Below are 25291 nucleotides of genomic sequence, written 5' to 3'. Positions count from 1 at the left end.
ACCTCAGATATCGAAATTGATCATGTTGCGCATGATGATGATGCCGATCGACATCCACAGCCCCGAAGCGCCGAGAATGATGTGGCCGCGGGTGTCCGTGAAGAGGACAGCGAGATAGTCTGGCGACGTAAAGTGGACCAGCATCATGACGATGAACGGAAGGGCGCCGATAATGACCGCAGACGCTTTTGCTTCCATGGACAGTGCCTGGACCTTGGCGCGCATCTTGCGGCGCTCTCGCAGCACTTTAGAAAGATTGGCCAGAGCTTCAGAGAGGTTGCCACCGGCCTGGGCCTGAATGTTGATCACGGTGCTGAAGAAGTTCACCTCGAAAAGCGGCATGGTCAGCATCATGCGTTCAATGGCCTGCGGAATGCCGATGCCGACCTGTTGGGCATCGACAACGCGCTGGAATTCGGTTTTGACTGGCTCCTGCCCATCCGATGCGATCAATCGCACGGCATCGTTCAACGGCAAACCGGATTTGATCGACCGGCACATCACGTCCAGAGCATTCGGAAATTCCTCAAGGAACTTCGTTTGTCGGCGTTTTTTCAGAAATCCGAGAATCCAGCGAGGCAGCCCCAATGCTAGGACGATACCGACAAGCGGAACCATGATGAGCGGCAGGCCGTAAAGCAGTGCGACAAAGCTGGCGGCGATGGCACCCCCTATGCTGATGACGTAGAACCGGCGAACCGAGATTTGAAGGCCAGCCTGAACCAGCCTTTCGCGCAGGCTAATATTTTGGGCTTTCTTGGCTTTTTCGTCCTGCTTCTTTTCCAGTTCGCGCAGGCTGTCCTGCATCGACTTGCGACGTTTGCTCAGATCTTGAACGCGGTCGCGCGCAGCCTTGATCTTGGTGTGATCGGTTTCGGCTGACTTGACCCGTTTGACGCGGCTCGTGGTTTTTTTCTCGACTTCAATTTGCGGGAACAGAAGGGCATAGGCCAGCCCTCCGGCCGAGATGGCGGCAAGCGTCACAAGCAATATGATTGTGAGGTCCATCGCGGAAGCCTTCCTTAGGAGTTCTTTTCCATGTCGTCGAGAGCTGCCGCCAGCCGCTTTTCTTCACCGTAATAGCGGGCGCGGTCCCAGAAGTGAGGTTTGCTGATGCCGGTCGATACGTGTTTGCCGATCAGCTTTCCTTGCGCATCTTCGCCTTCGATCTCGTACCGCATCAAATCCTGAGTGACGATCACATCGCCTTCCATGCCGATGACCTCGGTGATCTGGGTGATGCGGCGTGAACCGTCGCGCAAGCGAGCAGCCTGAATAACGACGTCGATCGAGCCGGCAATGATTTCACGAACGGTCTTTGCCGGAAGCGTGAAACCACCCATGGCGATCATCGATTCGATACGGCTGAGGCACTCGCGTGGTGTGTTGGCGTGGATCGTGCCCATCGAGCCATCGTGACCGGTGTTCATCGCCTGCAACAGATCGAAAACCTCCGGTCCGCGCACTTCGCCGACGACGATGCGTTCCGGGCGCATACGAAGGCAGTTTTTGACCAGATCGCGCATGGTGATCTCGCCTTCGCCTTCGATATTCGGGGGACGCGTTTCCAGCCTGACGACATGCGGCTGCTGTAGCTGGAGTTCCGCCGTGTCTTCGCAGGTGATGACACGCTCATCCTTGTCGATGAAGCTGGTCAGGCAGTTGAGAAGCGTGGTTTTGCCCGAACCCGTTCCGCCTGAGATGACCACGTTGCAGCGAACGCGGCCAATGATCTTGAGCAGGGTTGCGCCTTCGGGCGTAATCGCCCCGAACCGCACCAGCTGCTCCAGTGTGAGCTTGTCTTTCTTGAATTTTCGGATCGTCAGCGCAGGGCCATCGATGGCGAGCGGCGGTGCGATGACGTTGACACGCGATCCATCCGGCAAACGGGCGTCGCAGATTGGGCTGGACTCATCGACGCGGCGGCCAACCTGGCTGACAATGCGCTGGCAGATCGATAGCAACTGCGCATTGTCGCGAAAGCGGATGTCGGACTCGATGGTCTTGCCACCAACTTCGATGAAGGTCTGGCCCGAGCCATTGACCATGATGTCGGCAATGTCATCGCGCGCAAGAAGCGGTTCCAGCGGGCCGTATCCAAGGACGTCGTTGCAGATGTCCTCGAGCAGTTCTTCCTGCTCGGAAATCGACATCGCGAAGTTCTTGATCGTGATGATGTCGTTGACGATATCGCGGATTTCCTCGCGCGCGCTTTCGGCATCAAGCTTGGCGAGTTGCGATAGATCGATCGTGTCGATCAGGGCAGAAAAGACCTGGCTTTTGGTGTTGTAGTAATCTTCGGTGCGAGCGCGTTTTTTCGGCTGCGGCGGGGCAGGCGAATAGGCCTGTTTTGCCACAGGCGCATGCCCCGGCTCCACGGTGGCGGTCGGTTCTGGACGAGGTTCGGGAGCCACCGGTGCCTGCACGGTTGCCACGGCGGGAAAATCCGCTTTTACACTTTTGGCTGGGCTGTCGTTGCCGCGTTTTCCGAACATCGGTGTTTTCCGTTCAGGCTCAAAGGCAAGCGTTACTGGCGCTTGATAAGATTCATCAGCTTGTCGAGACCGCCCCGCTTGTTTTTGCGGATCATGGTGCGGCCGGTCACGACGTGTGAGATCTGTGAAAAGGTTTCGGCAATCGCTGATTTCTCATCGATTTCCCGGATCATGCGCCCACTGTTGGCGGCATTGCCGAAAAGCTGCACATCGAAGGGGATGATAGCGATCGGATCGATTTCCAACGGGTCGAGAAAGTCCGCCGGGGCGATCTCCGGGCGTTTCGGCATGCCCACCTGATTGAGGATGAGGTGAGGCGGCTTGTCGTTTGGGCGAAGCTTTTTCAACGCATCGAACAGGTTTTTGGTGTTCCGCAAGTTGGCAAGATCGGGAACGGCGGTGATGACGACCTCGTCGGCTTCTGAAAGCACGGCGCGATTCCAGTCATACCAATGGTGAGGCAGGTCCAGAACGGCGACCGGGGCGCTTCTCTGCAGTACCTCCATCACAGGCTGAAATGCCAGCCGGTCGAGATCATAGGTTCTGTCGAGCAGTGAAGGCGCGGCGAGAAGAGACAGGTGATCGGAACACTTGGTCAGAAGTCGGTCGAGAAACACCTCATCCAGACGTTCTGGAGAAAACACCGCTTCCGCCATGCCTTGCGCCGGGTCCTGATCAAAATCGATATTGGCTGTGCCGTAGGCGAGGTCCATATCCGCCAGGATGGTCTCCGTCGAGAACAGGCTGGAAATACCGAAGGCGCAATTGTGTGCGATCGTCGAGGAACCAACCCCACCCTTTGCGCCAATGAAAGCGATGTTACGGCCAAGAGGTTCAGCGTCAGGATCGACAAAAATCGCCGAGATGGAGGCCAGTAGGTCACTCATGCCAACCGGAGCGACGAGATATTCCGATATGCCGTTACGGATCAGATCGCGATAAAGCGTGATGTCGTTGTGGCGGCCAACGATGATGACGCGCGTTGTCGGGTCGCAGACTTCCGCAAGTGGAGCCAGATCGTCCAGCAGGGTGGAAGGATTGCTTGCAGTCTCCAGAACGATGAGGTTCGGCGTGGGCGAGGACGAGAACATGGTTGCCGCCGCACCGATATCGCCGTTGGTGACGCGTAAAGTCACCTTGCTCATGCGCCTGTCGTTCGACAGGGCGTCCATGACCCGTTGCATGTTTTCGCTGACGCAGAATGCATGAACGGAAATGCGGGGAAGCGGTCGCAGGCGATCCATATCCGATACGCGGATTGACGGCTCAGCATCGATGTCGCCGCTATTTTGCGTATGGATTTCGTATTCTACCGTACTCATCGTTTTATCCGCCGTGATAGGTGTCCAGAGTGCATCAGTCCGCAGTCGCTGTATTTTTGCCGCTGCGGTATCCGTCGATGACCACCGCACGACGTTCCGCATCAATCGCGCTCATGCCGCGTGGGCTGACCAGATCCATGGGGTTTGCCACCTGAGCAGCCAGATTGTTCTGGGAGGCGCAGCCGAAATTGTACCAGTTCTTGTTGGCGGAGGTATTATCGGACAGGTCCTCTGGCCACTGACCGCACTGACCGGTCATGGCGGTGACCGCGACATAGCTGAGCCTGATTGGCGCGGCATCGCCAGTCGCACCTGCACTATAGCGCGTTTCCATGATCTTGCCCGACGGCACACCGGCGCCAGAGAGTGTTGCGCGGATTTGCCGGACCATCCTTGAAGCTGCCGCGGAATTCGGCGATCCCGACGGCGCCTGGATGTTGACGATGCCGGTTGATGTCGAAGCATAGCTCTGGGCGAAGCCGCGAACATTGTCTGCCATTGACGTCGTCAATCGGCTGTCGCCAGCGGAGACAGGGATATCGAGTGAATGCTCCGCTTCCGACAGCGTGATCGGGTGACGTGTCCTGTAGTCGTCGGGGATAGCATTGGTCGTCAACGGATCACGCGCGCAGCCCTGCAGCAGTCCGGCGGCAAAGGCCATGGCAATGACCAGTCTGGACTTTGTCAGGGGACTTTTGAAGGTAAAAGAGGTGGCTTCCTGCATGACATGTCCTGTCGTGAGCGGGTTAGCTGAACGGAAAGTGGCCGTGCGCGTCGTCATTTGTAGATGAACCCCACTGATCCCTGGTAAGGGGCAGCCTGGACCTTGTCCTTGCGGCCGTAGACCTTGTTGACGCGGTTCATGAAATACATGGCTGCGTCGTTTTCCGGATTGAAGTTGTCGTCTGGGCGGGCGATCTGATTGCGCGCGACGGGACGCACGAGATATGGCGTCGCGATGATGACCAGTTCGGTTTCGTTGCGAACGAAGTCCTTGCTTCGGAACAGCGTGCCGAACACCGGAACCTTGGAAATGCCAGGCAACCCTGACATCGCCTGGCGTATGTTGTCCTGCACCAGACCCGCAATGACGATGGAGCCACCCGACGGAAGCTCGACGCTGGTCGAGGCTTCACGTTTCCGGATCGACATATACGTGTTGCCGGGAATGGCGAGGCTTGAGCCGTTGCCGGTCGTTACATTGCCTTCATAGGTCGGCTCAGACACGTTCGTCTCAATTTTCAGACTGATGCGGCCGGGTGACAGAACGACCGGACGGAAGTTCAGCTCGATGCCGTAATCCACGGTATCTGTGGTTCTTGTGACGGCGGCGCGGTTGGTACTTTCATTGATGTCAATTTCCTGCGTTCCCGCCAGTCGGAATTCACCACCGACATAGAATTTTGCTTGCTCACCGGAAATTGCAGTGAGGCTCGGTTCGGCCAGGGTCCGCATCACGCCCGCCTGCTCCATGGCGTTGAAATAGCTTCCAAGCGTGACTTCGCCGATGGCACCCATAACGTTTCCGGTCGAGCCAAGCGCAATGGCGTTGCCAAGATTCGCGGGGTTGGAGAAGGAGACGCCACCACTCGCCTGATTTCCACCAACGCCTATAGAGCCGTTGAAACCAAGCTGTTTCAGAACCTGACGGCTGACTTCAGCAACCGTCACCTTCAAGGTAACCTGATCTTCGCCCTCGATCGTCAGCATGTTGACGATCTGCGAAGTCTGGCGGTTTTCGGCAAAAATTGCTGCATCGCCCCCGTTGTTGCCACCGGTCAGCGTGATGTTGCGCGTGGTGGCCTCGCCACCCTTCAGGAAGGCTTCGGCGAGTTGAACGGCACGGGCCGAATCCTGAGGAGTGCGCACCGTGCCAGATAACACGATGTTGTCGGAAACGATTTCCACCTTGATGTCAGATTCGGGGATGAAACGACGGATATTGGCTTCAAGGCCGGCAATATCGCGTTCGACTTCGAGATCGAGGCTGACAATCTCCTGGCCATTGGCGCCAAAAATGAAAATGTTGGTCTGACCCACTGTTTTGCCAAACAGATAGATACGTCTTGATGTCCGCGTTACGGCGTCAGCAAGGCTGGGGTCCGCGACGAGGATATCATGTGCATCTTCCGGCAGATCGATGACCAGCGCCTTGTTCAGGCCAAGTTGCAGACGTTTGCGGATACCGGTTCCGCTTTCCGTGATGCGCACGATGCTGGCGTTCTGAGCCGATGCTTCACTCATGCGGAGCACGGTTGGGGCGTAATTGCCAGGAATGCCGGAAAAACCCAGGCAGAATGCCAGGCTCGCCGTCATCGATGAGCGCAGATGGTTTTTGAAGCGCTTCGCCATATGTCCCCCGGTCATTGTGATGCTCCCTGGCTACCCTTGACGATTGAGCCGGATTTGATGACCTGAATTTCAGGCTGTCCGGAACCACCATTGAGTAGGTAGCCGGCGGAAAGCGTGTCGTTTTCCTGTGCGTCCGCAACCGAGCGCAATGCCAGGGTCAGGCGCTCTGCCATCTGCTGTGCGACCGTCATGATTTTTGCCTGCTCAGGTGTGAGTTCCAGCGTTGCGGTGGCGCCAACAACGGCGGATGTGCCGTCTTCGCCTTCCTTGATTTGCTGGTCGATTGCCAGGACGCGGACATTGTTGAGAACGTTCTCTGTCAGAAAGGTGCCCGTTTCGCTTTTGCGCACCATGATGACGTCCACGCGGTCGTTCGGCAGCACGAAACCGCCTGCACCCGTGGACACCGATATCTCCGTCGCGACAGCGCGTTTGCCGGCAGGCAGGAGCGAAGACATGATGCGTGCGCTGGAATCGACGACCTTCTCCGGCCGCAGAGGCTCACCTTCGAAAAGCGGCAGCCTGACGACGGCGCCGGAAAGCTCGGTAATGGCGTTCGGTCTTTGTGCTTCGGTGATGAAGCTTTCGACGACATTTCCTTGCGGCCACGGCATCCAGCGAACTGAGCTGTCGTTCAGGCGGCTGCCGACAGGCAGACTGACGGAGGAGACCAGAACGTTGACCGTTGGCTCCTTCTGAATGATCGTCTCGGCTTTCTCGATCACCTGCTGCGTGCCTGAAAGCTGCATGGCCAGAACTCCGGCCAGACCGGCAGCCACAAGGGCGACAGACAGGATGATGATGCGCGACGGTTTCATGCTCGATCCTTGAGGGGAACAGATTCTTCTCCCCTCAGGATGGCCTGCGATTCGTATAATTATGGTTAATTTTGCGCTTAGATTTGTGGTTAACGACAGTTTAACCGCATCGCGCGTGTCATATTTACTTAGTTTACTCTAGGTCAGGCTGGCGATAGCTGCCTTGACCAGCGGTGCTTCCCCGTATGTCAGAAGCCCTGCGATCGCTATGCCTATGCCGTACGGTATCTTCTTCGCGACCAGCAGCGATTCAGGAATGGGAAGTCCAACGGCCATAATTTCCTGAGTTCTGGAGCGTAGAAGCAATATCCCGAGCGTAAGGATGCCGCCGATAAAGGTCACGCCGAGCAGGAATTCGATGAGGGACTGATTGAAACCGAACCACACCGCCGCCGCGGTCAAAAGCTTGGCATCCCCGCCGCCCATAACATTGCTGGCAAAAAGCGCGAAGCAAAAGACGAACACAGCAACGCCAGCCGCTAGGCTCATTGCGAAAGTTTGCCAGTCCATTCCTGTAAAGGGCGCAACAATCAAAAACGAAGCCAGAAGGATGAGTGGTATCCTGTTGGGAATGGTCATGCTGATAAGGTCTGTCAGCGCCGCAAAGGCGAGGCAGAGAGGCAAAATGAGAAAAATTGCCGCAGTGACCATCTGAAAACTCCGTTCATGGCCTGCCGAGTAAACGGTCTTGTGTACAATGACGAAATGGCCGCTCCTTGCGAGAGCAGCCATTCTAATTCCACAGGCGACGGAATTACTGACCGGATGTCGTAGCTGCAGTCGTCATCTTGGTGCCGATGTTGGTGAAAAGTACGCCGAGGCGAGTACCAACGACGCCAGCACCGCCAATGATAGCAACAGAAATCAGAGCTGCGATCAGGCCGTATTCGATTGCCGTTGCGCCGGATTCGTCTTTGAGGAAACGAGCGAAAATGTTGGACATGGAGAACTCCTACTCTTTGGGTTTAATCAGCACGCCGACAACTGTTTTCCGTTGTTCGGTTGAGTTCAACCTACAGAGGAGCCATTTCCAACCGCTTAAAAAAAGAGATTAACAATAAGTAAATGCCCGCTTGCGCTTCGTGTGGTAAATGAAAAATCAAAGTATTATGCGACATTTTATCTTTGTCGAAGAATGCCTATATTTCGTCGTCGTCCTGCTGTCACTAACAATGGGGCAGCGGTTATTCCGCTAGTCTAGATGTGCTTTTTTGAACCAAAAGGTTGTAGTCGAACGTAAGGCAAGGGTGCTGATGGTTACTGAAAATTCGGCACTTTTCCGCAATTTAACGCTTCATTCACTAAAGGTGATCATTTTGGGACGATATCAATGCGTGTCGTGAACAAGGGCTCAAACGCATGTCATCCCGCAAATTGACGAAAATCGTTCTCGGCTTGTCCGTGGTTCTCTCTGGATCGGCGCACTCGGTTTTCGGCCAGGATGATATGCTGCGCGTTTCCATGAACCACGCGCGCGTCTTGCGGCTTGATCGTCCGGTTAGCAAGGTCATTGTCGGCAATTCCAAGGTTGCCGACGCGACAGTGGCTGACGCAACCACGATCGTTCTGACTGGCCGAAGCTTTGGCACGACCAATCTTGTTCTGCTTGATGCGGACGGCAACCCTATCGTGGACGAGCGCATTCTCGTATCCATCGATGAGGGAAATACAGTGCGCGTTTTCCGTCAGACGGAGCGGACTGTTTTGTCCTGCACGCCGAACTGTGAGCAGCACACGGAAAATGCTGGCGCGGATGCGCCTCAGCCCTGAGCGGCACTCATATCTCCCATCATCGCATGGTTCTTTCTATCGGCGCGCCGTGCGGCAGCTCGGGCCGTTAGGTCCGTTCTCTATTTCGTAGTTTTCTGGAGGTTAAGGTGAGCCCTGTAAGGCACGCTTTGACCAAAGACCGAGGCCACCTCGTGTGAGGTGTCCTTCAGGTTTTTTCGGCTGCTTTGGAAAGCTAAGTAGTTGATCTGGCTAAGATCAAAAATGGAATGGTGCCCAGAAGAGGACTCGAACCTCCACACCCTTGCGAGTACCAGCACCTGAAGCTGGCGCGTCTACCAATTCCGCCATCTGGGCGACGGAGAGCGATGTACGAGGGCAGCCGCTCGGTGTCAACAGACTTTTTGAACTTTTATGACGATCATTGATTTTAAAGGGAAAAAACTTTCTTTTGGTTGTTGAAAGATGATTCCCGGATCAGGTGTCGAGTCCCTCGTGCCTGCTTCGGTCCACATGACCGAGGTCTCTTTCCGGATCGATGACATCCCGGATTCGCTGTTTCAGCTCTTTTGGGCCCGGAAAACCGCCGTCGCGCTTACGTTCCCAGATCAGGTTTCCATCAACGGTGATTTCGAATCGCCCCCCGGTCGACGGAATGAGGCCCACTTCCCCCACTTCGGAGGAAAATGTCTGAAGAATTTCCTGCGCCATCCATCCCGCGCGCAAGAGCCAGTTGCATTGGGTACAATAGGCAATTGCGATGCGCGGCTTGATTTCACTCATGTCAAACTCCCTCACGTGGAATCACGAAAATATTAACTGTTACACTCATGTTTTTACTGCCGCGATCTTTCTCCCGAAACATCTTTTTTGCAAACAGGGAGATATCGAAGGCTTAAACACGGAGATGACATGGCCCAGTTCGACAGCAGCAAGGAACGTCTGTTCGTTCCCGCAGTAGCGCCTCTTTATAATTCTACCCACGATGTCGTGGAAACGATCCTGCGCGTTGCAGCCGGGGTTTTGCTTGTCACCCATGGCTTCGGCAAGATCATGAACCCCTTCGGTGCTGTCGGCATGGTGGAAAGCCTTGGATTCTACCCCGGCGTGTTCTGGTCGCCGCTGCTGGCGGCAACGGAATTCTTCGGCGGCATCCTTGTGGCAATCGGATTGTTCACGCGTCCGGCATCCTTTGCCGCGATGATTGTGTTGCTGGTGACGGTCTACTTCCACGGCATCGTTAAGGCCGAGGGGCTGGGTGGTGCGGAGAAGTCGATCCTCTGGGCCGCCATCTTCCTTTTCTTTGCCGTACGTGGCGGAAACCGGCATTCGCTTGACGCAAAAATGCGCAAGGAATTCTAGAAGCTTTCAGATTGATGGAGATGGCGTAGACCACCTCTTGAAAATGCAGCTTTGTTATGATGAGGCTGGCTTCGACGGGCAATCCCGATCGAAGCCAGCTTTTTTACTTTCTTGAAGAGACACTATGCGCGTTGCGATCATCGAAAACATGGCGGGAACGCCGCACGGTCAAATTGGCGTAGCCCTGAGCGAGGCAGATGCGGAGCTCGATATCATCCGCGCCTATGCCGGAGAGCCGCTTCCTGTCGATGCCAGCAGCCACGATGCGCTTGTTGTCCTCGGTGGCGAACAAAGCGCTCTCGACGATGAAAACCATCCTTACCTCGCCGATCTGGCGCAGTTGATGAAAACCTTTGGTGATGCGGATAAGGCCGTTATGGGCGTGTGCCTGGGAAGCCAGCTATTGGCGCGTGCTTATAGCGGGACAAACATCCTCAACGGCACGCTTGAGTTCGGTTGGGAAGAGATTGCCTTGACGGACGAGGGGCGCTCCGATCCGCTGATGGCCACTGTCGATACGTCCTTCCCGATTTTTCAATGGCACCGTGACACCTACACCCTGCCGGAAGGCGCAGTTCTTCTGGCGAGCAACCCTGCCACGAAGAACCAGGCGTTTCGCATCGGTCGGGCTGCCTATGGCACACAGTTCCATTTCGAGGCGGCAACGGGTGTGGTCGACGAATGGTGCACCGGATTTTCCGGCTCGATCGAAAAAATGTCGCCGGGTTGGCTGGGCGACTATCAGGATCATCGCAAGGAGAGCGGCCAGGCCGCCGATGCGGCTGGGCTTGCGATTGCCCGTGCCTGGGTTCAACTTGTCTGAACTATACCACTGGCTATTAAAAAACCGCACGACAGGATCGTGCGGTTTTTTGTTTTTCCGAAGTTAGCTGGCGTTTTTGGGGGAGCCGACGGAAACCTCTTCTGTTCGTCCCGAGAAGAAGTTCGCAAGCAAGGCACCGGAAATGTTGTGCCAGACGCTGAAAATGGCGCTTGGTACAGCCGCGACAGGGGAGAAATAGGTGTTTGCCAATGCAGCGCCGAGGCCGCTGTTCTGCATGCCCACTTCAATGGCGATAGCCTTGCGTTTTGCAAGCGACAGGCCAAATGCCTTGGCTGCGAAGAAGCCGAGCATGTAACCCAGGCCATTGTGCAGCACCACGATAACGAAGATCAGCAGTCCCGACTGAGCAATAGCACCTTTGCTCGCGCCAACGACGGCAGCAACGATCAGGACGATACCGATAACGCTGACCAGCGGAAGAGCGGGTACGGCGTTGCGGACAATGCCAGGCGCAAGCTTTTGCAGGGCGAAACCCAGCGCTAGCGGTACAAGCACGACCTTGACGATGCTGACGAACATTGCTGCGGCATCAACAGGCAGATACTGGCTGGCGAAAAGCCAGACAAGGAACGGCGTAACGACCGGTGCGGCCAGCGTCGTCACGCTGGTGCAGGCGACGGAAAGTGCTACATCGCCCTTGCTGAGGTAGGTCATGACGTTGGATGACGTACCGCCTGGGCAGCAGCCGACCAGAATGACACCGGCAGCAACTTCCGGAGACATTGGAATGATCTTCGTTAGTGCGACAGCCAGCAGCGGCATGATGAGGAACTGCGACAGAACGCCGATGCCGACATCAAATGGCCGCTTCACCACCTCGCGGAAATCGTCGACCGATATCGTCAGTCCCATGCCGAACATGATGATGGCAAGAAGCGTCACGATCCACGGTGCGATCTGCTTGAACGTGTCCGGGAACACGTAACCGAGTGCGGCGAACAAAATGACCCATATGGCAAATGTCTTGCCAACGAAATTTGAAAAGGTTGCGATTGCCTTCAATTGTGCCTCCCTGTCCAGACGCATATCGAACGGCGGAGAGGTTTCGGATATCGCGCCCGGAAATAAAAACGTCAGGCGGTTGCCCGTTAGACTGTTTCAATACTCTCCAGCATGGTTTGGCGGTTTATCCTTCGTCCCCGGCCTGTCAAGGCGAATGCAGGGGCAAACCGTTCCGCCGGCGACGGATAGGCGCGGCCACTACCAGAATTAAGGGGGGCTTTGGCCGGCGCCGCGTAAAGATAAGATTCAGTCTTTTTTGATAATCTTCCGTTAGCAATTGTATTTTCGAGGTCTCCGGGGGGCGTGAAAGCGTGTCCTGATTGTTTTGCGTACGGGTTCCTATGCGTCCATCGGCTGTGTCAGTACTTTTCTTCGGCTGCCTTGTGCTTGGCGGCTGCACGTCCAGTTCCGGACCGGAAAGCCTGATGGCGGGGCTTCCTTCGAAAGAAACAACAAGTTCGGTTACGCCGTCATCGCCGGTGCCGCAGGCCAATGTCGGCTCGGACCCGATCAGAGCGCAACCGCGCCAGGAAGTTTTGGCCTGGGGAGGGCCGGTGCCGGATGCGCCCAAGGCATTCTCGGCGATAACCCCGCAGGCAACATTGCCGCAGGCCGCCCCTGAAATTCGTCTTCCAGTCGCGCCGCAGGCCGAAGTGATGCGCCCGGCCGAGCGTCCGGTGCAGATGGCCATGGCCGTCGCCCCGGCGGCAGGAGCCGGTGCACAGATCCGATCGCGCATTTTCCGCTCTGGCTTTAGTGATGCCAAGCCGATCAACTTCGGCAAGGTGCAGCCGCGCCATTATCAGGTTCATGGCGTTGATGTGTCTCGCTGGCAGGGTGAGATTGACTGGGAGCGTTTGAGAACGCGTGGCGCGAACTTCGCCTTCATCAAGGCAACGGATGGCGGCGATCACCTGGATCCAATGTTCAGGACGAACTGGGCGCGGGCGAAAGCTGCCGGTGTTCGCCGTGGCGCCTATCACTTCTTCTACTGGTGCCGTCCAGCAAGCCATCAGGCCGAATGGTTCATTCGCAATGTGCCACGTGATCCTGATGCGCTGCCGCCAGTCATCGACGTCGAATATAATGGTGAATCCGCCTGCAAGATGCGCCTGCCGCGCGCCAAGGTGCTGGAAAAGATGCAGGTCTTCATGGACATGCTCGAGCGCCATTACGGCCAGCGCCCGATCATCTATACGGCCCCGGATTTCTATAAGGATCACCTCTCCGGTGAATTCCTGAATTATCCCTTCTGGCTGCGCGCGGTTGCCCAGCATCCATCCAAGGTCTATCCGGATCGCAAGTGGCTGTTCTGGCAATATTCCGGTTCCGGTCTGTCGCACGGCGTTGAAGGCAAGATCGACCTCAACGTCTTCAACGGCAGCGAGGAGGCGTGGCATCGCTGGGTTCGCAGCGCAGGCTGAGGACCGCCGCCACTCAACGGGAAAATTTTCTGGCACCAGCAACGCAGCACACGACGGCAAGCGTAACGGCAATCATGGCACTGCTCACGCTTTCCCCGAGCAGCGTTGCGGCCAGGATCAGGCCGAAAAAGGGCTGCAGCAGTTGCAACTGTCCCACGGCGGCAATGCCGCCAAGCGCCAGCCCGCGATACCAGAATATGAAGCCGATCAGCATGCTGAAGAGCGAGACATAAGCCAGCCCGCCCCAGGCTTGCGCTCCGATGCCGGTGAGTGACTGAGGCATGGTCAGGATCGACAGGGTGGCCATGACGGGTAGCGACAGTACCAGCGCCCAGGAAATGACCTGCCAGCCGCCAAGCGTGCGGGAGAGGGCGGCACCCTCTGCGTAACCAAGCCCGCAGACAAGAATTGCCGCCAGCATCAGCAGGTCGCCATAGAGCGATGAATCGGACCCGATTGCCAGGGAGTTCGACAGCGAAAATCCTGCCACCAGCGCGCTCCCCACGCAGGAAAACAACCAGAATGCCGGGCGCGGGCGTTCGCCGCCGCACAGAACCGCAAAGATGGCCGTTGACAGCGGCAGAAGTCCAACGAATACGATGGAATGCGCTGCCGTGACGTGACGCAATGCAAGAGCCGTAAGCAGCGGAAATCCAACCACGACGCCAAGGGACACGACTGCAAGCGAGAGCATATTACTGCGCGACGGGCGCTTTTCCCGAAACAGTAGAAGAAGCATGAGCGCCAGAATGCCGGCAATGCTGGCGCGGACGACCGTCAGGAACACCGGATCGAAATCCATGATGGCCAATCGGGTCGCCGGCAGTGAGCCGCTGAAAATAACCACACCGATAAAACCGTTTAACCAACCGCTCGTTACTCTGTTCATCTGTCGTCTCCTGTCCGTCGTTTTTCCTTGCTCTGGAATGAGCAGAAGATACAGTGACGGTCGTATACAGTTTGATGAAACTGTTATGGTTGTTGGGGCAATACAGATGGAACAGAGTGCGGGCAAAGCGGCTAATTCAGGTACGCTAATCGATGCGGTCATGGTCAATATCCGGCAGCGCATTGCGGCGAGAAATCTTGTGCCTGGCGCCAAACTGCCGTCCGTCAGGGCTCTGGCAAAATCCATGCAGGTTTCAACCTCCACCGTTATCGAGGCATATGATCGCCTGGTTGCCGATGGCACCCTTCGCTCGCGACCTGGCTCCGGATTTTACGTGGCAGGCGCGCTTGCACCCCTTTCTCTTGCCGCGATTGAGCCGCGTCCGGACAGGGGCGTCGACCCTCTTTGGGTCTCCAGGCAGGCGCTTGATGATACCCCCGGTTTTGCCAAGCCCGGTTGCGGCTGGCTGCCACCATCCTGGTTACCGCAGGCCGCGTTGAGGCGAGCGGCCAGGGGAATTGCGCGCGCCGATGCCGCGATGTTGACGGACTATGCCAGCCCCATGGGGCTGGCGCCCTTGCGGCAGCTTCTGTCACGCAGGCTCGAAAATCATGGCGTTCAGGCCGGTGCGCACCAGATCATTCTGACGGAGTCCGGAACACAGGCGATCGATCTTCTCTGCCGCTTTTTGCTTCAGCCCGGTGATACGGTCATTGTTGATGACCCTTGCTATTTCAACTTTCATGCTTTGCTGAAAGCGCACCGTGTTAAAACCGTTTCGGTCCCCTACACCCCTTCGGGACCGGATCTCGTGTTGTTCGAACAGGCCCTGCTGGAACATCAGCCACGCCTCTACATCACCAATTCTGCAGTTCATAATCCAACCGGCGCCTCGCTTTCACCGGTTACGGCGCACCGGGTTCTCCTGTTGGCAGAGAGAGCCGGTTTGACGATTATCGAAGACGATATTTTCGCGGATTTTGAAACACAGCCATCACCTCGTCTTGCTGCGTTTGATGGGCTGAACCGTGTCGTCCAGATCGGCAGTTTCTCGAAAACACTGTCTGCCTCGGTTCGATGCGGGTTTATCGCCGCTCCAGACGTATGGGTGGAGCCGTTGATCGATCTCAAGATCGCCACGTCGTTTGGCGGCGGGCATTTTTCCGAGGCGCTTGTTCTCTCGCTTTTGAAGGATGGTAGTTATCGCAAGCATGTGGAAGCGCTTCGGCAACGTCTCGCCGTAACGATGGCCGAAGTGACAACCAGTCTCAAAGCATTGGGCTGCACACCCTGGATCGAACCAAATGCGGGAATGTTCCTGTGGTGTCGGCTGCCGGACGGCGTCGATGCTGCAGAGCTGGCAAAACGGGCTTTGACTCAACAGGTGGTTCTGGCACCCGGCAATGTCTTCAGCTCGTCTGAAAACGCGGCCGGATTCATGCGTTTCAACGTGGCACAGATGTCCGATCCGAAGACCATGCCGGTGCTTCAGCAGGCATTACAGGGTTAACGGACTGCCGATTTTTCTACCTCTTACGAGTGCAGGGAAACGAAATGGAACAAAATCTTGTGAACACCGTTTTCTTCTCAGAGTGAAGAGGAGGAAATGCCATGACTTTTGATCCCGGCAACCCACGTCCGGAGCGTGATCTTCGCCCGGAAGTGAATATTACCAATGAACCACGCGCCCGTTCGTCCTGGACGCCGTGGCTGGCTGTTATCGTTGTTGTACTGGTGGGTATTTTTGCGTGGTCGCAGATGAGCGGTCCGACGACTGACCCATCGACCACATCTTCGACAACACCGCCAGCCGTCAGCGATCAGGCACCTGCGCCGGCTCCGATGACCCCGACAACGCCTGCTACGCCGCCAGCAAACAATGCTGCGCCGACGACACCAGGCACGGGTGGCACACAGACCCAGCCTTAACAGGCGGGACGACATGAAAGCAGCCGCTCGCCCCATGGGCGGGCGGTTTTTTTATTATAACGTGTCCATGGCTGCAGGATTGTGGGACAGCATCGCCCAGCGGCTGATCGATTGTTTTGCCAGTTCAGCAAGCGTAATGCGCTCGAAACGCGTCAAAAGGATTGATTGGGCTTCGCTCATTGCGTCTGACAGCGCCTCATTGACAGCCTGCTCGATAACGCAGTTGGGATTGTCGCCAGCAAGGCCAATTGAAAAAAGCTCCGGTTTTCCGAGTGCGCGGTAGATATCGAGCAACGTGATTTCTGCGAGCGGGCGGGCGAGAACCCAACCTCCACCGTGGCCTTTTTCAGATGTGACGTAACCCTCATCGCGCAATCCCGCCATCGTTCTGCGTATGACAACAGGGTTGGTCTGCAACATTGTGGCAATCGCCTCCGATGTCGCAGGTCGCTCATGTTTCTCCATATGGATCAGAATATGCAGCACCCGTGAAAGGCGCGTGTCGTGTCTCATGGTCGCATCCGTTGTTTTGTTGAACCCTACCAACCGATTGATGACGTAACAATATAAGTTGCATGATTGTTGACATGGAATTTCATGTAACAATATAAGTTACGAAAGCGGGAGCTGTCTTCCTGCTCTTTGAAGGTCAACAAACAACAGGTGTTACCCATGAAATTCGATGCCATCATCATTGGCGGCAGCTATGCCGGGTTGTCGGCCGCTTTGCAGCTTGGCCGCGCCCGACGAAACATTCTCGTGGTGGATGCGGGCGAAAGGCGAAATCGCTTTGCCAGCCACTCGCACGGATTTCTCGGGCAGGATGGCAAGACGCCAGGAGAGATCATTGCCGAAGCAAGGCGTCAGATCGAGACATACCCGACAATACAGTGGGCAAGCGGTCGGGTGACGGATGCAGACGGTTCGTTCGATGACTTCAGGGTGGAGATTGATGGCGAACGCCGCGAGACTGCATCCCGTCTCATCCTCTCAATGGGTGTTACGGATGAGCTGCCAGAAATTCCGGGCTTGAAGGAACGTTGGGGCCAGACAATTTTTCATTGCCCTTACTGCCATGGTTATGAACTCGACAGGGGTCGGATCGGTGTGATTGCGGCGTCTTCGCTTGCCATGCACCACGCGTTGATGTTGCCGGACTGGGGGGAGACGACGCTGTTTACCAATGGTGTTTTCACGCCCGACATGGACCAGCGGGCTCATCTTGCCAGCAGGGGAACCGCACTGGACGAAACCAGGATTGCCGAAATTGCAGGTGCTGCGGATATCCTGCTTGCAGACGGCCGGCGCATCGTCATGGACGGGCTTTTCACACAGCCGATCATGCGTATTAGCGCGCGTTGGATCGCCAAACTCGGTTGTGCCCTTGAGGATGGACCCATGGGCGCATCGATTGCAACGGATGCCATGAAGCAGACCACAGCGCCGGGCATCTTTGCCTGCGGAGACATTGCCCGCGCAGCCAGTTCTGTTGCGCTTTCCGTTGGCGATGGCGCAATGGCCGGTGCATCGACCCACCGTTCCCTGATGTTCCCGAATGTGTGACGACGGTTCAGTGTGAGGTAAGGCTCAGCCAACGACCCGGCGTGATGCCAAAAGTGCCTTTGAAGTGACGGGTGAAATGGGCCTGGTCTGCGAAACCGCATGAAAATGCCGTTTCCGCCAGGCCAGCCCCCGTCGCCATGATCGCTTTGCTCTTCTCCAGTCGCCGCATGATGAGATAGCGGTGCGGGCTTGTCGAAAACAGCGCCCGGAACTGGCGCGACAGCGTGAAGCGATCCAGACCGCTGATTGTCTCAAGGTCTTCGGAACTGACGATACGATGGCTGTTTTCGAAGAGATAATCGCGGCAGCGCAACATCGCTGCATGATCAACCCGTTTGCTTCTTTTGACCTTTGCGTCAGCGTGTTTCCACAGGTGGTCTGCGAGGCGAGACTGCCAATCGCTAAGCTGCAGGTCAGTCGGTTCGAGATCGAGATTGCCCAGTGCGTCGACAAGGCAGTGACGGAAATCCTCATCCTCGATGACCGGGCTTCTTGCAAAGGGAAGGGCGCGATAGTCGTCACAAGCCGCGATCATCCATTCCGGCGGCAGATACAGCATCCGGTAGTGCAGACCTTCCTCTGTGCCGGCGCCGCCATCATGAATCTCGTCCGGATGCAGGACAATGATGTTGCCGGGTGCACTGAAGCGCGATGCCCCACGATAGGAAAAGGTTTGAATACCGGAAATCGTCACACCCAGCGCATAGGTGTCGTGACGATGCGGAGAGTATGCGTTGCCATGGAACCGGGCATCGATGCGCTCGATCCCTTCGCTGGTCGGCGCACGAACAATGCCCTCGAAACTGCACGAACGTTCAAGATCGGCATCGTCTTGCGGTTCTAGGATCGGTTCTCTTTGATAACCGCAACCGGATTGAATTCGCATGTTTGACACCAAGATCGCAATTGTCCTTCGAGATGACCTTGCCGCGTGGCAAAAACTGAATGTTACCGCATTTCTGATGTCTGGAATTGTCGCCCAGACGCCCGAGGTCATCGGTGAACCATATCGCGATGGCGCGGGCAACGTCTATAATCCCTTGTCCGTACAGCCTGTCGTGGTCACCGCAGCGGATCAGGAAACGCTGCGAAAAATCCACGGCCGTTCGCTTGAGCGTGAGGTCACGACCTCGCTCTATATCGAGGAAATGTTTTCCACCGGCCACGACGCAGCCAACCGGCAGGTCTTTTCGGAGTTCTCTCCGGATACCGCCAAGGTGGTTGGCTTAGCCATACGTGCGGATAAAAAGATCGTCGACAAGATTACGAAGGGTGCAAAGTTGCACGCGTGAGACCGAACACAGCGGAAACGAAAAGGGGAGGCTACAAGCCTCCCCGAATGACGTTCCGATGAGAGCTTCCGCTCTTATTCGTCGTTCATCTTCAGTGCGGCGATAAAGGCTTCCTGCGGAATTTCGACCTTGCCGAACTGGCGCATGCGCTTCTTGCCTTCCTTCTGCTTGTCCAGAAGTTTGCGCTTGCGGGTGGCGTCGCCGCCGTAGCACTTGGCCGTCACGTCCTTGCGCAGCGCGCGAACGGTTTCACGCGCAATTACCTTACCGCCGATGGCGGCCTGGATCGGGATCTGGAACATGTGCGGCGGGATCAGCTCTTTCAGCTTCTCGCACATGCCGCGTCCGCGACGGTCGGCAGCCGAGCGGTGAACGAGCATGGAAAGGGCATCGACCGGATCGCCGTTGACGAGGATCGACATCTTGACGAGATCGCCCGGACGGTAATCCATGATGTTGTAATCGAAGGAGGCATAACCCTTCGAGATGGATTTCAGGCGGTCGTAGAAGTCGAACACCACTTCGTTGAGCGGCAGTTCATAGGTCAGCATCGCACGGGTGCCGACATAGGTCAGCTCCGTCTGAATGCCGCGACGATCCTGACACAGCTTCAGAATGCCACCGAGATAGTCATCTGGGGTCAGGATGGTTGCTTTGATCCACGGCTCGCGGATTTCATCGATCTTCACTACATCCGGCATATCTGCCGGGTTGTGAAGTTCCTTCTCGCTACCGTCCGTCAGGCTCATCTGGTAGACGACCGACGGTGCTGTTGCGACGAGATCGAGGTTGAACTCGCGCTCAAGACGTTCCTGAATGATTTCCAGATGCAGAAGCCCCAGGAAACCGCAGCGGAAACCGAAGCCGAGGGCTGCCGAGCTTTCCATTTCGAACGAGAACGACGCATCGTTGAGACGCAGCTTGCCCACGGCCGAACGCAGATCTTCGAAATCCGCAGCGTCAACCGGGAACAGGCCGCAGAAAACAACCGGCTGTGCGGGCTTGAAGCCTGGCAGAGCCTTTTCCGTCGGGCGACGGTCGTCGGTGATGGTGTCACCAACGCGCGTATCGGCGACTTCCTTGATCGATGCGGTGATGAAGCCAATCTCGCCAGGGCCGAGTGAATCGACATTCACCATCTTCGGTGTCAGCACGCCAACGCGCTCGACGCTGTATTTTGCGCCCGTACCCATCATGCGAATCTGCTGGCCCTTGGCCAGTACGCCGTCGATGACGCGCACCAGAACCATGACGCCGAGATAGGTGTCGTACCAGCTATCGACCAGCAGCGCCTTGAGCGGGCCTTTTTCGCCTTCCGCGCTTTTCGGCGCAGGCAACTTCTGGACGATGGCTTCCAGGACATCGGGAATGCCAAGACCGGTCTTGGCGGAGATGAGCACCGCATCGGAGGCGTCGATGCCGATGACTTCCTCGATCTGCTCCTTGATGCGGTCCGGTTCGGCCGCAGGCAGGTCGATCTTGTTGAGGACCGTCACCAGCTCATGATTGTTGTCGATGGCCTGATAAACGTTGGCTAGGGTCTGCGCTTCCACGCCCTGGCTGGCGTCGACGACGAGCAGCGAACCTTCACAGGCCGACAGCGAGCGCGAGACTTCATAGGCGAAGTCGACGTGACCGGGGGTGTCAATGAGGTTCAGCACATAGGTTTCGCCGTCGTTCGCCTTGTAGTGCAGGCGCACGGTCTGGGCCTTGATGGTAATGCCGCGCTCGCGCTCGATATCCATCGAGTCGAGAACCTGTTCCGACATATCACGTTCGGCAAGGCCGCCCGTCGACTGGATCAACCGGTCGGCCAGCGTCGATTTGCCGTGATCGATGTGGGCAACGATCGAGAAGTTGCGGATATGGTCCAGGGGCGTGCGGGTCGAATTTGTGCTCATGTTCCGCGCTATAGCAGGGGCTTGTGATGCCGCAAAGCGGGAATTTGGTTAAAAGCCTTTTAAAATGGGCTTTTCATCCCTGGAATTGCTCTGGCCAGTCGCGGCGGGTGGCGACCTGCCCCTCGGTCCGCAGTTTTGCCACTGTGGCAAGGTCGATATCGACCACGAGCAACGAACTTTCCATCACCGCATCGCTCTCGCTTTCCGCCACGATGCCGGACGGCGGCATGCCGTAATCCGAGGGCACATAAAGCGCCGCACGACCGCGATTTTCATCGACGGCCGGCGACCAGGGTGCTTCTCCCGCTGTGGGGGAGGAGAGTACGGCATACTGGTTTTCCAGCGCCCGCGCCTGAGCGCCAATACGCACCCGGTAAGCCCCCGCCAGCGTATCGGTGCAACTCGGCGCCAGCACCAGTTCCACACCGAGTTCGGCCAGCTTGCGGCCTAGCATCGGGAACTCGTTGTCGTAGCAGATAAGGATACCAAGCTTGCCAAGTGCCGTGTCAAAGGCCTTGAGCCCTTCGGTACCAGCGTGAATGTTCCATTGCTCGCGCTCGAAGCGCGTCATGATCTGCTTGTCCTGATATCCGATGAGGCCATCGGGTCCGAACAGCCAGGCGCGGTTGCGGAATTTTCCATCGTTGTCCTTGACCGGAGCGCTGCCCGGTTGAAAGAGAATCTGATGTTGCCGGGCCAGTTCCTCGCAAAGCTCGACCCATGAAGGGAGCAGCGGCTGTATCTCCTCGATGGAGCGGTGCAGATCCGAGCGTGCCTCAGGCGGCAACTGTCCGGTCAGCGTCATCGCGGAATATTCCGGCAGAAGCAGAAGTTCAGCTCCCTTGTCCTTGGCCTCCCGCACAATTGCCGAAAGATGCGCGGCATAGGCGTCCCATGTCTCAATCAGTTCTATGGCATACTGGCTGGCGGCAAGTCTGGTCATGGAGCAATTCTCTTCATCCAGAAGGACAGCGGTTTTGAACTTTTGCTCGTCTCGTCCAAGTCCTGCCAGGTAAATGTGGTGTGCAGTTCGGGGTGATGGCGATAACCGCGCTTTTCCCAGAAAGCGTTGAGCGGCACATAATCTGCAGGCCGGCGTGGATGGTTGTCCGGGCGCTCGACAGCACAGAACGTGCACCATTCGATACCCCTGAGCCGTTTTGCGTGGGCTTCCCGCTCTTCGAAGAAACGCACGCCGGCACCCTGGCCGCGATACGTGTCCAGAAGCACGCTTTCGCCAAAATAGAAAATGTGCTCGGGATCGTATCCGGCGGCAATGAAGGGAGCCTTGACCTCTTCGGTTTCGACAGCCATGGGCATGCCTGTGGACATGCCCACCACCTTGTCGCCGTCCAGTGCCAGCACGAAAATGGCACCGTCGGCCTGCGCGTAGGTCGCCAGATATTCGCGTTCGTGTTCCAGCGTCCCGTCGTAAAGATAGGGGAAGGCGCGGAACACTGTAATGCGCAGATGCGCAAGGTCATCAAAATAGGGAACGGCATCAATGCCGGAAAGAGACTTGATTTCGACGGTCATGGGCATTTTCACTTTCGTTTCCGCTGGTTATACCGTCATGGAAAACCTGCGCAAGCATTGAACGGAGAAGATGATGACCGCTAGTGAGACCATTCGCGCCTACTACGATGCCTTCAACCGTCAGGACATGGAGGCGTTTCTGGCGCTGCTCACTGACGATGTCGTGCATGATATCAATCAGGGTGAGCGACAGGCCGGCAAGGCAGCCTTTGCCTCCTTCATGGATCACATGAACCGTTGCTACAAGGAAACCCTCACGGACATGGTCATCATGGCTGCAGAGGACGGCAAGCGCGCGTCGGCCGAATTCGTTGTGAACGGCGAATACCTTGTAACGGATGAAGGCCTGCCGGAAGCCAACGGCCAAAAATACGTCCTGCCAGCCGGAGCCTTCTTCGAACTGAAGGATGGAAAAGTGGCCCGTGTCACCAACTACTACAACCTGAATGACTGGATTGCTCAGGTCGGGGCCTGAGCCATTTTCTATTATGATGGATGTTGACTCCATTATGTGAGAGTGCAATTCTCACATAATGGAAAACGAAGATGACATCCTTGAACGGTCTATCGGTGAGCGCATCAAATTGCTGCGCTCACGGAACAGCCTGACGCTGGATCAGCTTGCTTCTGCATCCGGCGTCAGCCGTGCGATGATTTCGCGTATAGAACGCGGCGAGGCGAGCCCGACCGCTTCACTCCTTGCCCGCATTTGTTCGGCGCTTGGACTGTCCCTTTCCGGCTTTTTCGCTGAAGACGAAGACGTGGTGTCCCCTTTGGTGCGACGGTGTGAACAGCCGCTCTGGAAAGACCCTGAAACGGGGTATGTCCGCCGCGCGATTTCGCCGCCTCGCGTCGGCTCAGACGTCGACATTGTCGAGGTCGAGTTTCCGGCCGGTGCGCGTGTCAGCTTTCCGCCGCACGCGGCAAGCCGCGGCATGACGCAATATGTCTGGGTATTCGAGGGCACGTTGGAGATGACGACGGGCGGAGAGACCCACCGCCTGGAGCCCGGTGACTGCCTTTTCATGCCTGTCGGCGAGGGACACATATTTCATAATTCATCCAGCATCGCCGCACGTTACGCAGTGGTGCTGGATCGCAAATCCCGCTGATTTTTTGGAGTTTTTATGGTCAGCATTCGTGTTTTGAACGCGCAGGAAACGATCGCCGCATTGCCCGATCTGTGTGAAGTTCTTTCGGACTGTGTGAATGGCGGGGCATCCGTGGGCTTCATGCTGCCATTTACACCGGTAGATGCGGAACCCTTCTGGCGTTCTGTTGCGGATGCCGTCGCCAATGGCGGCACAATTCATGTGGTGGCGGAAGTTGAAGGCAAGGTGGTTGGAACGGTCCAGATCGGGCTCGCATCGAAGCCGAACCAGCCCCATCGCGGCGATCTGATGAAGTTGCTCGTACATCGCTCTGCGCGCGGGCTTGGCCTGTCGCGCCAGCTCATGGAGGCCGTAGAAAAAGAAGCAGCCGATCTTGGTCGCAGCCTTCTTGTTCTCGATACCGCCACCGGCAGCGATGCCGAAGCGATTTATCCTCGCTTCGGCTGGGAGCGCGTTGGGGTTATTCCCGATTACGCTCTGTTTCCCGACGGCAGCTATTGCGGCACGACCCTTTTTTACAAGCGGATCGGTTCGATCACTGACCCGGCTTCAGTGTCCGATTGAATGCTGCCACGATCATTGTTTCCAGCTCTGCGTGAAGATCCTTGCGATCACGCGAGCCGGCCGGTTCGCAGATAGGGTCGCGTTCGCCGACAGATTTCAGGAACGCTGCCGCGCCTGGCTTGCACACGGGCAGGAAGCTGAAATGATCGGCTTCGTCGACCTGTTCATAGACGGAGCCGGGCACCCCGGCTGCGAGTTTATCGGCAAGCACGGCAGGTGGAATCTTCCCCTTGCTGCCGAGATTGATGAAGGTCAGCGGGATATCGATCTTTTCGAGGCTTTCCGGTTGGAACGCCAGTGCCAGACCAGGATCGACAAGCACGGCCGAACGAATGCGTGGGTCGCGGTTCTGCTGTTCGAAACGGGTTTTATCGATGCTGCCGAGATCGAGCTTAGGGACATCGATCTGCTCTTCATTCTTGTAGCCACGCCCGCCCGCAAACCATTGGCAATCCATGGAGGTGGCAAAGGTGTCGCAATAGTTGATGTAGGATTGGAGATCGGCGCGCGCGCCGGCGATTTCCATTGCCGCGCTGCCGCCGAGCGAAAAGCCGAGGACGCCGACCTTGTCGGCATCGATGGTACCGGTCCAATCCTTGCTGGATGTCAGGGCTGTTACGAGTGTCGAAAGATCATCAGTCCGTTCCCAGATTCTTGGGGTTTCGGCCGGGGTGGAATCGCCGCTGGTAGTGCCGGGATGGTTCGCGCCCGCCACGATGAAACCTTCGCTTGCAAGCCTGGCTGCAATCCACGCCATGCCCTCCGCACGCGAGCCGGAGCCGTGAGAGATCAACACCAGAGGGAACTGTCCTCTTTTGATTTCGGCACCTTCCAGAACCGATGCGCCTTCAAAAATGCGGTTGTCGCCGGACATCGTCTGCGTGCCGTTCTTGCCTGTCGTTGGGTACCAGACGGTGACGGCCAGATCCGTTGCCCGCGTTTTCGACGGCACGGATATGGTTTTCACCCCAACCGCATCGGCGGCAAAAGCCGGACCGCAAAAAAGAGAACCGGCGAAAACGGCCGCAAGAATGTTTTTCGGTGTCATGAGAGCCTCTCTGTTTGACAAAGTGATGCTCTCGTTTTCTCTTTTGCGCGGATAAATGCGTCCTCGATCGTGTTCAAGGTCGTCCTCAAACGCGATCTGGTTCATGAAGG

General features: G+C 56.8%; 28 protein-coding genes and 1 tRNA gene. 11 read left to right on the top strand and 18 right to left on the bottom strand.

All coding sequences use genetic code 11. The features are described from left to right. Nucleotides 1-3: 3 nt before the first annotated feature. From ACIQT8_RS15745 to ACIQT8_RS15710, 8 genes are all read right to left on the bottom strand, one after another. Nucleotides 4-1008: a type II secretion system F family protein gene (locus tag ACIQT8_RS15745; protein WP_262523840.1), complete on the bottom strand. Its 1005-nt coding sequence runs from the start codon at nucleotides 1006-1008 to the stop codon at nucleotides 4-6. A gap of 14 nt (nucleotides 1009-1022) precedes the next feature. Beyond that, complete coding sequence (locus ACIQT8_RS15740; protein ID WP_138794266.1) at nucleotides 1023-2495, bottom strand: CpaF family protein; 1473 nt, start codon at nucleotides 2493-2495, stop codon at nucleotides 1023-1025. A gap of 32 nt (nucleotides 2496-2527) precedes the next feature. Beyond that, nucleotides 2528-3817 carry a CpaE family protein gene (locus ACIQT8_RS15735; protein WP_400966894.1) on the bottom strand — a complete coding sequence of 430 codons (1290 nt, stop codon included), beginning with the start codon at nucleotides 3815-3817 and terminating at the stop codon, nucleotides 2528-2530. Nucleotides 3818-3851: 34 nt separating this feature from the next. Further along, on the bottom strand, nucleotides 3852-4541 hold the full coding sequence (locus ACIQT8_RS15730; RefSeq protein WP_400967183.1) for a CpaD family pilus assembly protein: 690 nt from the start codon (nucleotides 4539-4541) through the stop codon (nucleotides 3852-3854). Nucleotides 4542-4594: 53 nt separating this feature from the next. Further along, nucleotides 4595-6184, bottom strand: a complete 1590-nt coding sequence (locus tag ACIQT8_RS15725; RefSeq protein ID WP_400966891.1) for a type II and III secretion system protein family protein — start codon at nucleotides 6182-6184, stop codon at nucleotides 4595-4597. Continuing rightward, nucleotides 6181-6987, bottom strand: a complete 807-nt coding sequence (cpaB, locus tag ACIQT8_RS15720; RefSeq protein WP_400966888.1) for a Flp pilus assembly protein CpaB — start codon at nucleotides 6985-6987, stop codon at nucleotides 6181-6183. Before cpaB ends, ACIQT8_RS15725 begins: the two co-directional genes overlap by 4 nt. Before the next feature lie 138 nt (nucleotides 6988-7125). After that, nucleotides 7126-7638: a prepilin peptidase gene (locus ACIQT8_RS15715; RefSeq protein WP_400967180.1), complete on the bottom strand. Its 513-nt coding sequence runs from the start codon at nucleotides 7636-7638 to the stop codon at nucleotides 7126-7128. Between the two features lie 103 nt (nucleotides 7639-7741). Next, entirely contained in the window at nucleotides 7742-7930 is a 189-nt protein-coding gene (locus tag ACIQT8_RS15710; protein WP_400966885.1) for a Flp family type IVb pilin, read from the bottom strand. A gap of 416 nt (nucleotides 7931-8346) precedes the next feature. Between ACIQT8_RS15710 and ACIQT8_RS15705 the strand changes: the two genes are divergently transcribed. Further along, nucleotides 8347-8757, top strand: coding sequence for a pilus assembly protein N-terminal domain-containing protein (locus ACIQT8_RS15705; RefSeq protein WP_400966882.1), 411 nt, complete (start codon nucleotides 8347-8349; stop codon nucleotides 8755-8757). A gap of 228 nt (nucleotides 8758-8985) precedes the next feature. Here ACIQT8_RS15705 and ACIQT8_RS15700 read toward each other — a convergent pair. Both ACIQT8_RS15700 and ACIQT8_RS15695 read right to left on the bottom strand, forming a co-directional pair. Next, nucleotides 8986-9072: transfer RNA gene (locus ACIQT8_RS15700), tRNA-Leu, on the bottom strand. Nucleotides 9073-9192: 120 nt separating this feature from the next. Then, on the bottom strand, nucleotides 9193-9498 hold the full coding sequence (locus ACIQT8_RS15695; protein WP_400966879.1) for a SelT/SelW/SelH family protein: 306 nt from the start codon (nucleotides 9496-9498) through the stop codon (nucleotides 9193-9195). A 129-nt stretch (nucleotides 9499-9627) separates the two neighbouring features. Between ACIQT8_RS15695 and ACIQT8_RS15690 the strand changes: the two genes are divergently transcribed. Both ACIQT8_RS15690 and ACIQT8_RS15685 read left to right on the top strand, forming a co-directional pair. Next, nucleotides 9628-10077 carry a DoxX family protein gene (locus ACIQT8_RS15690; RefSeq protein WP_138794275.1) on the top strand — a complete coding sequence of 150 codons (450 nt, stop codon included), beginning with the start codon at nucleotides 9628-9630 and terminating at the stop codon, nucleotides 10075-10077. Between the two features lie 124 nt (nucleotides 10078-10201). Further along, nucleotides 10202-10900: a type 1 glutamine amidotransferase gene (locus tag ACIQT8_RS15685; protein ID WP_262523854.1), complete on the top strand. Its 699-nt coding sequence runs from the start codon at nucleotides 10202-10204 to the stop codon at nucleotides 10898-10900. Between the two features lie 63 nt (nucleotides 10901-10963). Here ACIQT8_RS15685 and ACIQT8_RS15680 read toward each other — a convergent pair whose 3' ends face one another. Further along, nucleotides 10964-11923, bottom strand: a complete 960-nt coding sequence (locus tag ACIQT8_RS15680) for a bile acid:sodium symporter family protein (protein ID WP_400966875.1) — start codon at nucleotides 11921-11923, stop codon at nucleotides 10964-10966. Between the two features lie 341 nt (nucleotides 11924-12264). Here ACIQT8_RS15680 and ACIQT8_RS15675 point away from each other — a divergent pair, with 341 nt between their 5' ends. Next, nucleotides 12265-13347 carry a GH25 family lysozyme gene (locus tag ACIQT8_RS15675; RefSeq protein WP_400966873.1) on the top strand — a complete coding sequence of 361 codons (1083 nt, stop codon included), beginning with the start codon at nucleotides 12265-12267 and terminating at the stop codon, nucleotides 13345-13347. Between the two features lie 13 nt (nucleotides 13348-13360). Here the strand turns inward: ACIQT8_RS15675 and ACIQT8_RS15670 are convergent, their stop codons facing one another. Next, entirely contained in the window at nucleotides 13361-14236 is an 876-nt protein-coding gene (locus tag ACIQT8_RS15670) for a DMT family transporter (RefSeq protein ID WP_400966870.1), read from the bottom strand. Nucleotides 14237-14342: 106 nt separating this feature from the next. Between ACIQT8_RS15670 and ACIQT8_RS15665 the strand changes: the two genes are divergently transcribed. Together ACIQT8_RS15665 and ACIQT8_RS15660 are read left to right on the top strand one after the other, a co-directional pair. Then, nucleotides 14343-15746 (top strand): PLP-dependent aminotransferase family protein, encoded by a 1404-nt coding sequence (locus ACIQT8_RS15665; RefSeq protein ID WP_400966867.1) that lies wholly within the window; start codon nucleotides 14343-14345, stop codon nucleotides 15744-15746. A 101-nt stretch (nucleotides 15747-15847) separates the two neighbouring features. Further along, on the top strand, nucleotides 15848-16165 hold the full coding sequence (locus ACIQT8_RS15660; protein ID WP_138794281.1) for a hypothetical protein: 318 nt from the start codon (nucleotides 15848-15850) through the stop codon (nucleotides 16163-16165). A gap of 54 nt (nucleotides 16166-16219) precedes the next feature. Here the strand turns inward: ACIQT8_RS15660 and ACIQT8_RS15655 are convergent, their stop codons facing one another. Then, nucleotides 16220-16678, bottom strand: a complete 459-nt coding sequence (locus tag ACIQT8_RS15655; protein WP_400966864.1) for an Rrf2 family transcriptional regulator — start codon at nucleotides 16676-16678, stop codon at nucleotides 16220-16222. Nucleotides 16679-16837: 159 nt separating this feature from the next. Between ACIQT8_RS15655 and ACIQT8_RS15650 the strand changes: the two genes are divergently transcribed. Then, nucleotides 16838-17728 carry an NAD(P)/FAD-dependent oxidoreductase gene (locus ACIQT8_RS15650; RefSeq protein WP_138794283.1) on the top strand — a complete coding sequence of 297 codons (891 nt, stop codon included), beginning with the start codon at nucleotides 16838-16840 and terminating at the stop codon, nucleotides 17726-17728. 7 nt (nucleotides 17729-17735) lie between these two features. On the opposite strand, the gene ACIQT8_RS15645 is transcribed toward ACIQT8_RS15650, so the two are convergent. Beyond that, nucleotides 17736-18614, bottom strand: a complete 879-nt coding sequence (locus tag ACIQT8_RS15645; RefSeq protein ID WP_400966860.1) for an AraC family transcriptional regulator — start codon at nucleotides 18612-18614, stop codon at nucleotides 17736-17738. Here ACIQT8_RS15645 and ACIQT8_RS15640 point away from each other — a divergent pair. Then, entirely contained in the window at nucleotides 18613-19020 is a 408-nt protein-coding gene (locus tag ACIQT8_RS15640; RefSeq protein WP_400966857.1) for a DUF2000 family protein, read from the top strand. The two genes, ACIQT8_RS15645 and ACIQT8_RS15640, sit on opposite strands and share 2 nt — an antisense overlap. Before the next feature lie 74 nt (nucleotides 19021-19094). Here the strand turns inward: ACIQT8_RS15640 and lepA are convergent, their stop codons facing one another. From lepA to ACIQT8_RS15625, 3 genes are all read right to left on the bottom strand, one after another. After that, nucleotides 19095-20921: a translation elongation factor 4 gene (lepA, locus tag ACIQT8_RS15635; protein ID WP_138794286.1), complete on the bottom strand. Its 1827-nt coding sequence runs from the start codon at nucleotides 20919-20921 to the stop codon at nucleotides 19095-19097. 73 nt (nucleotides 20922-20994) lie between these two features. Beyond that, nucleotides 20995-21864, bottom strand: coding sequence for a carbon-nitrogen hydrolase family protein (locus ACIQT8_RS15630; RefSeq protein WP_400966854.1), 870 nt, complete (start codon nucleotides 21862-21864; stop codon nucleotides 20995-20997). Beyond that, nucleotides 21861-22457 (bottom strand): GNAT family N-acetyltransferase, encoded by a 597-nt coding sequence (locus tag ACIQT8_RS15625; protein ID WP_400966851.1) that lies wholly within the window; start codon nucleotides 22455-22457, stop codon nucleotides 21861-21863. Before ACIQT8_RS15625 ends, ACIQT8_RS15630 begins: the two co-directional genes overlap by 4 nt. Nucleotides 22458-22530: 73 nt before the next feature. Here ACIQT8_RS15625 and ACIQT8_RS15620 point away from each other — a divergent pair, with 73 nt between their 5' ends. The 3 genes from ACIQT8_RS15620 to ACIQT8_RS15610 are packed head-to-tail and all read left to right on the top strand — an operon-like array spanning nucleotide 22531 to nucleotide 24133. Then, the gene (locus tag ACIQT8_RS15620; RefSeq protein ID WP_138794289.1) at nucleotides 22531-22932 is read left to right on the top strand and encodes a ketosteroid isomerase-related protein; all 402 of its coding nucleotides are present in this window, start codon (nucleotides 22531-22533) and stop codon (nucleotides 22930-22932) included. Between the two features lie 58 nt (nucleotides 22933-22990). Next, entirely contained in the window at nucleotides 22991-23569 is a 579-nt protein-coding gene (locus ACIQT8_RS15615; RefSeq protein WP_178340691.1) for a helix-turn-helix domain-containing protein, read from the top strand. A gap of 15 nt (nucleotides 23570-23584) precedes the next feature. Beyond that, nucleotides 23585-24133, top strand: coding sequence for a GNAT family N-acetyltransferase (locus ACIQT8_RS15610; RefSeq protein WP_400966845.1), 549 nt, complete (start codon nucleotides 23585-23587; stop codon nucleotides 24131-24133). Here ACIQT8_RS15610 and ACIQT8_RS15605 read toward each other — a convergent pair. After that, a complete protein-coding gene (locus tag ACIQT8_RS15605; RefSeq protein ID WP_400966842.1) occupies nucleotides 24105-25181 on the bottom strand; it encodes an alpha/beta hydrolase family protein in 1077 nt (358 codons plus the stop codon). The genes ACIQT8_RS15610 and ACIQT8_RS15605 overlap by 29 nt on opposite strands. Nucleotides 25182-25291: the final 110 nt, after the last annotated feature.

Origin of the sequence: Agrobacterium sp. NPDC090273 (assembly GCF_044772305.1) — a bacterium.
Taxonomy (GTDB): domain Bacteria; phylum Pseudomonadota; class Alphaproteobacteria; order Rhizobiales; family Rhizobiaceae; genus Agrobacterium.
The sequence above is the reverse complement of the archived record's forward strand: the minus strand, read 5'-3'. Positions and strand labels throughout refer to the sequence as shown.

Coding starts and splice junctions, on each gene's coding strand:
- ACIQT8_RS15710 (WP_400966885.1), bottom strand. CDS start 7,930: ATGTCCAACATTTTCGCTCGTTTCCTCAAAGACGAATCCGGCGCAACG.
- ACIQT8_RS15705 (WP_400966882.1), top strand. CDS start 8,347: ATGTCATCCCGCAAATTGACGAAAATCGTTCTCGGCTTGTCCGTGGTT.
- ACIQT8_RS15650 (WP_138794283.1), top strand. CDS start 16,838: ATGAAATTCGATGCCATCATCATTGGCGGCAGCTATGCCGGGTTGTCG.
- ACIQT8_RS15690 (WP_138794275.1), top strand. CDS start 9,628: ATGGCCCAGTTCGACAGCAGCAAGGAACGTCTGTTCGTTCCCGCAGTA.
- ACIQT8_RS15745 (WP_262523840.1), bottom strand. CDS start 1,008: ATGGACCTCACAATCATATTGCTTGTGACGCTTGCCGCCATCTCGGCC.
- ACIQT8_RS15685 (WP_262523854.1), top strand. CDS start 10,202: ATGCGCGTTGCGATCATCGAAAACATGGCGGGAACGCCGCACGGTCAA.
- ACIQT8_RS15725 (WP_400966891.1), bottom strand. CDS start 6,184: ATGACCGGGGGACATATGGCGAAGCGCTTCAAAAACCATCTGCGCTCA.
- ACIQT8_RS15615 (WP_178340691.1), top strand. CDS start 22,991: ATGGAAAACGAAGATGACATCCTTGAACGGTCTATCGGTGAGCGCATC.
- ACIQT8_RS15670 (WP_400966870.1), bottom strand. CDS start 14,236: ATGAACAGAGTAACGAGCGGTTGGTTAAACGGTTTTATCGGTGTGGTT.
- ACIQT8_RS15665 (WP_400966867.1), top strand. CDS start 14,343: ATGGAACAGAGTGCGGGCAAAGCGGCTAATTCAGGTACGCTAATCGAT.
- ACIQT8_RS15625 (WP_400966851.1), bottom strand. CDS start 22,457: ATGACCGTCGAAATCAAGTCTCTTTCCGGCATTGATGCCGTTCCCTAT.
- ACIQT8_RS15740 (WP_138794266.1), bottom strand. CDS start 2,495: ATGTTCGGAAAACGCGGCAACGACAGCCCAGCCAAAAGTGTAAAAGCG.
- ACIQT8_RS15655 (WP_400966864.1), bottom strand. CDS start 16,678: ATGAGACACGACACGCGCCTTTCACGGGTGCTGCATATTCTGATCCAT.
- ACIQT8_RS15640 (WP_400966857.1), top strand. CDS start 18,613: ATGTTTGACACCAAGATCGCAATTGTCCTTCGAGATGACCTTGCCGCG.
- ACIQT8_RS15620 (WP_138794289.1), top strand. CDS start 22,531: ATGACCGCTAGTGAGACCATTCGCGCCTACTACGATGCCTTCAACCGT.
- lepA (WP_138794286.1), bottom strand. CDS start 20,921: ATGAGCACAAATTCGACCCGCACGCCCCTGGACCATATCCGCAACTTC.
- ACIQT8_RS15660 (WP_138794281.1), top strand. CDS start 15,848: ATGACTTTTGATCCCGGCAACCCACGTCCGGAGCGTGATCTTCGCCCG.
- cpaB (WP_400966888.1), bottom strand. CDS start 6,987: ATGAAACCGTCGCGCATCATCATCCTGTCTGTCGCCCTTGTGGCTGCC.
- ACIQT8_RS15605 (WP_400966842.1), bottom strand. CDS start 25,181: ATGACACCGAAAAACATTCTTGCGGCCGTTTTCGCCGGTTCTCTTTTT.
- ACIQT8_RS15715 (WP_400967180.1), bottom strand. CDS start 7,638: ATGGTCACTGCGGCAATTTTTCTCATTTTGCCTCTCTGCCTCGCCTTT.
- ACIQT8_RS15630 (WP_400966854.1), bottom strand. CDS start 21,864: ATGACCAGACTTGCCGCCAGCCAGTATGCCATAGAACTGATTGAGACA.
- ACIQT8_RS15645 (WP_400966860.1), bottom strand. CDS start 18,614: ATGCGAATTCAATCCGGTTGCGGTTATCAAAGAGAACCGATCCTAGAA.
- ACIQT8_RS15675 (WP_400966873.1), top strand. CDS start 12,265: ATGCGTCCATCGGCTGTGTCAGTACTTTTCTTCGGCTGCCTTGTGCTT.
- ACIQT8_RS15695 (WP_400966879.1), bottom strand. CDS start 9,498: ATGAGTGAAATCAAGCCGCGCATCGCAATTGCCTATTGTACCCAATGC.
- ACIQT8_RS15610 (WP_400966845.1), top strand. CDS start 23,585: ATGGTCAGCATTCGTGTTTTGAACGCGCAGGAAACGATCGCCGCATTG.
- ACIQT8_RS15735 (WP_400966894.1), bottom strand. CDS start 3,817: ATGAGTACGGTAGAATACGAAATCCATACGCAAAATAGCGGCGACATC.
- ACIQT8_RS15730 (WP_400967183.1), bottom strand. CDS start 4,541: ATGCAGGAAGCCACCTCTTTTACCTTCAAAAGTCCCCTGACAAAGTCC.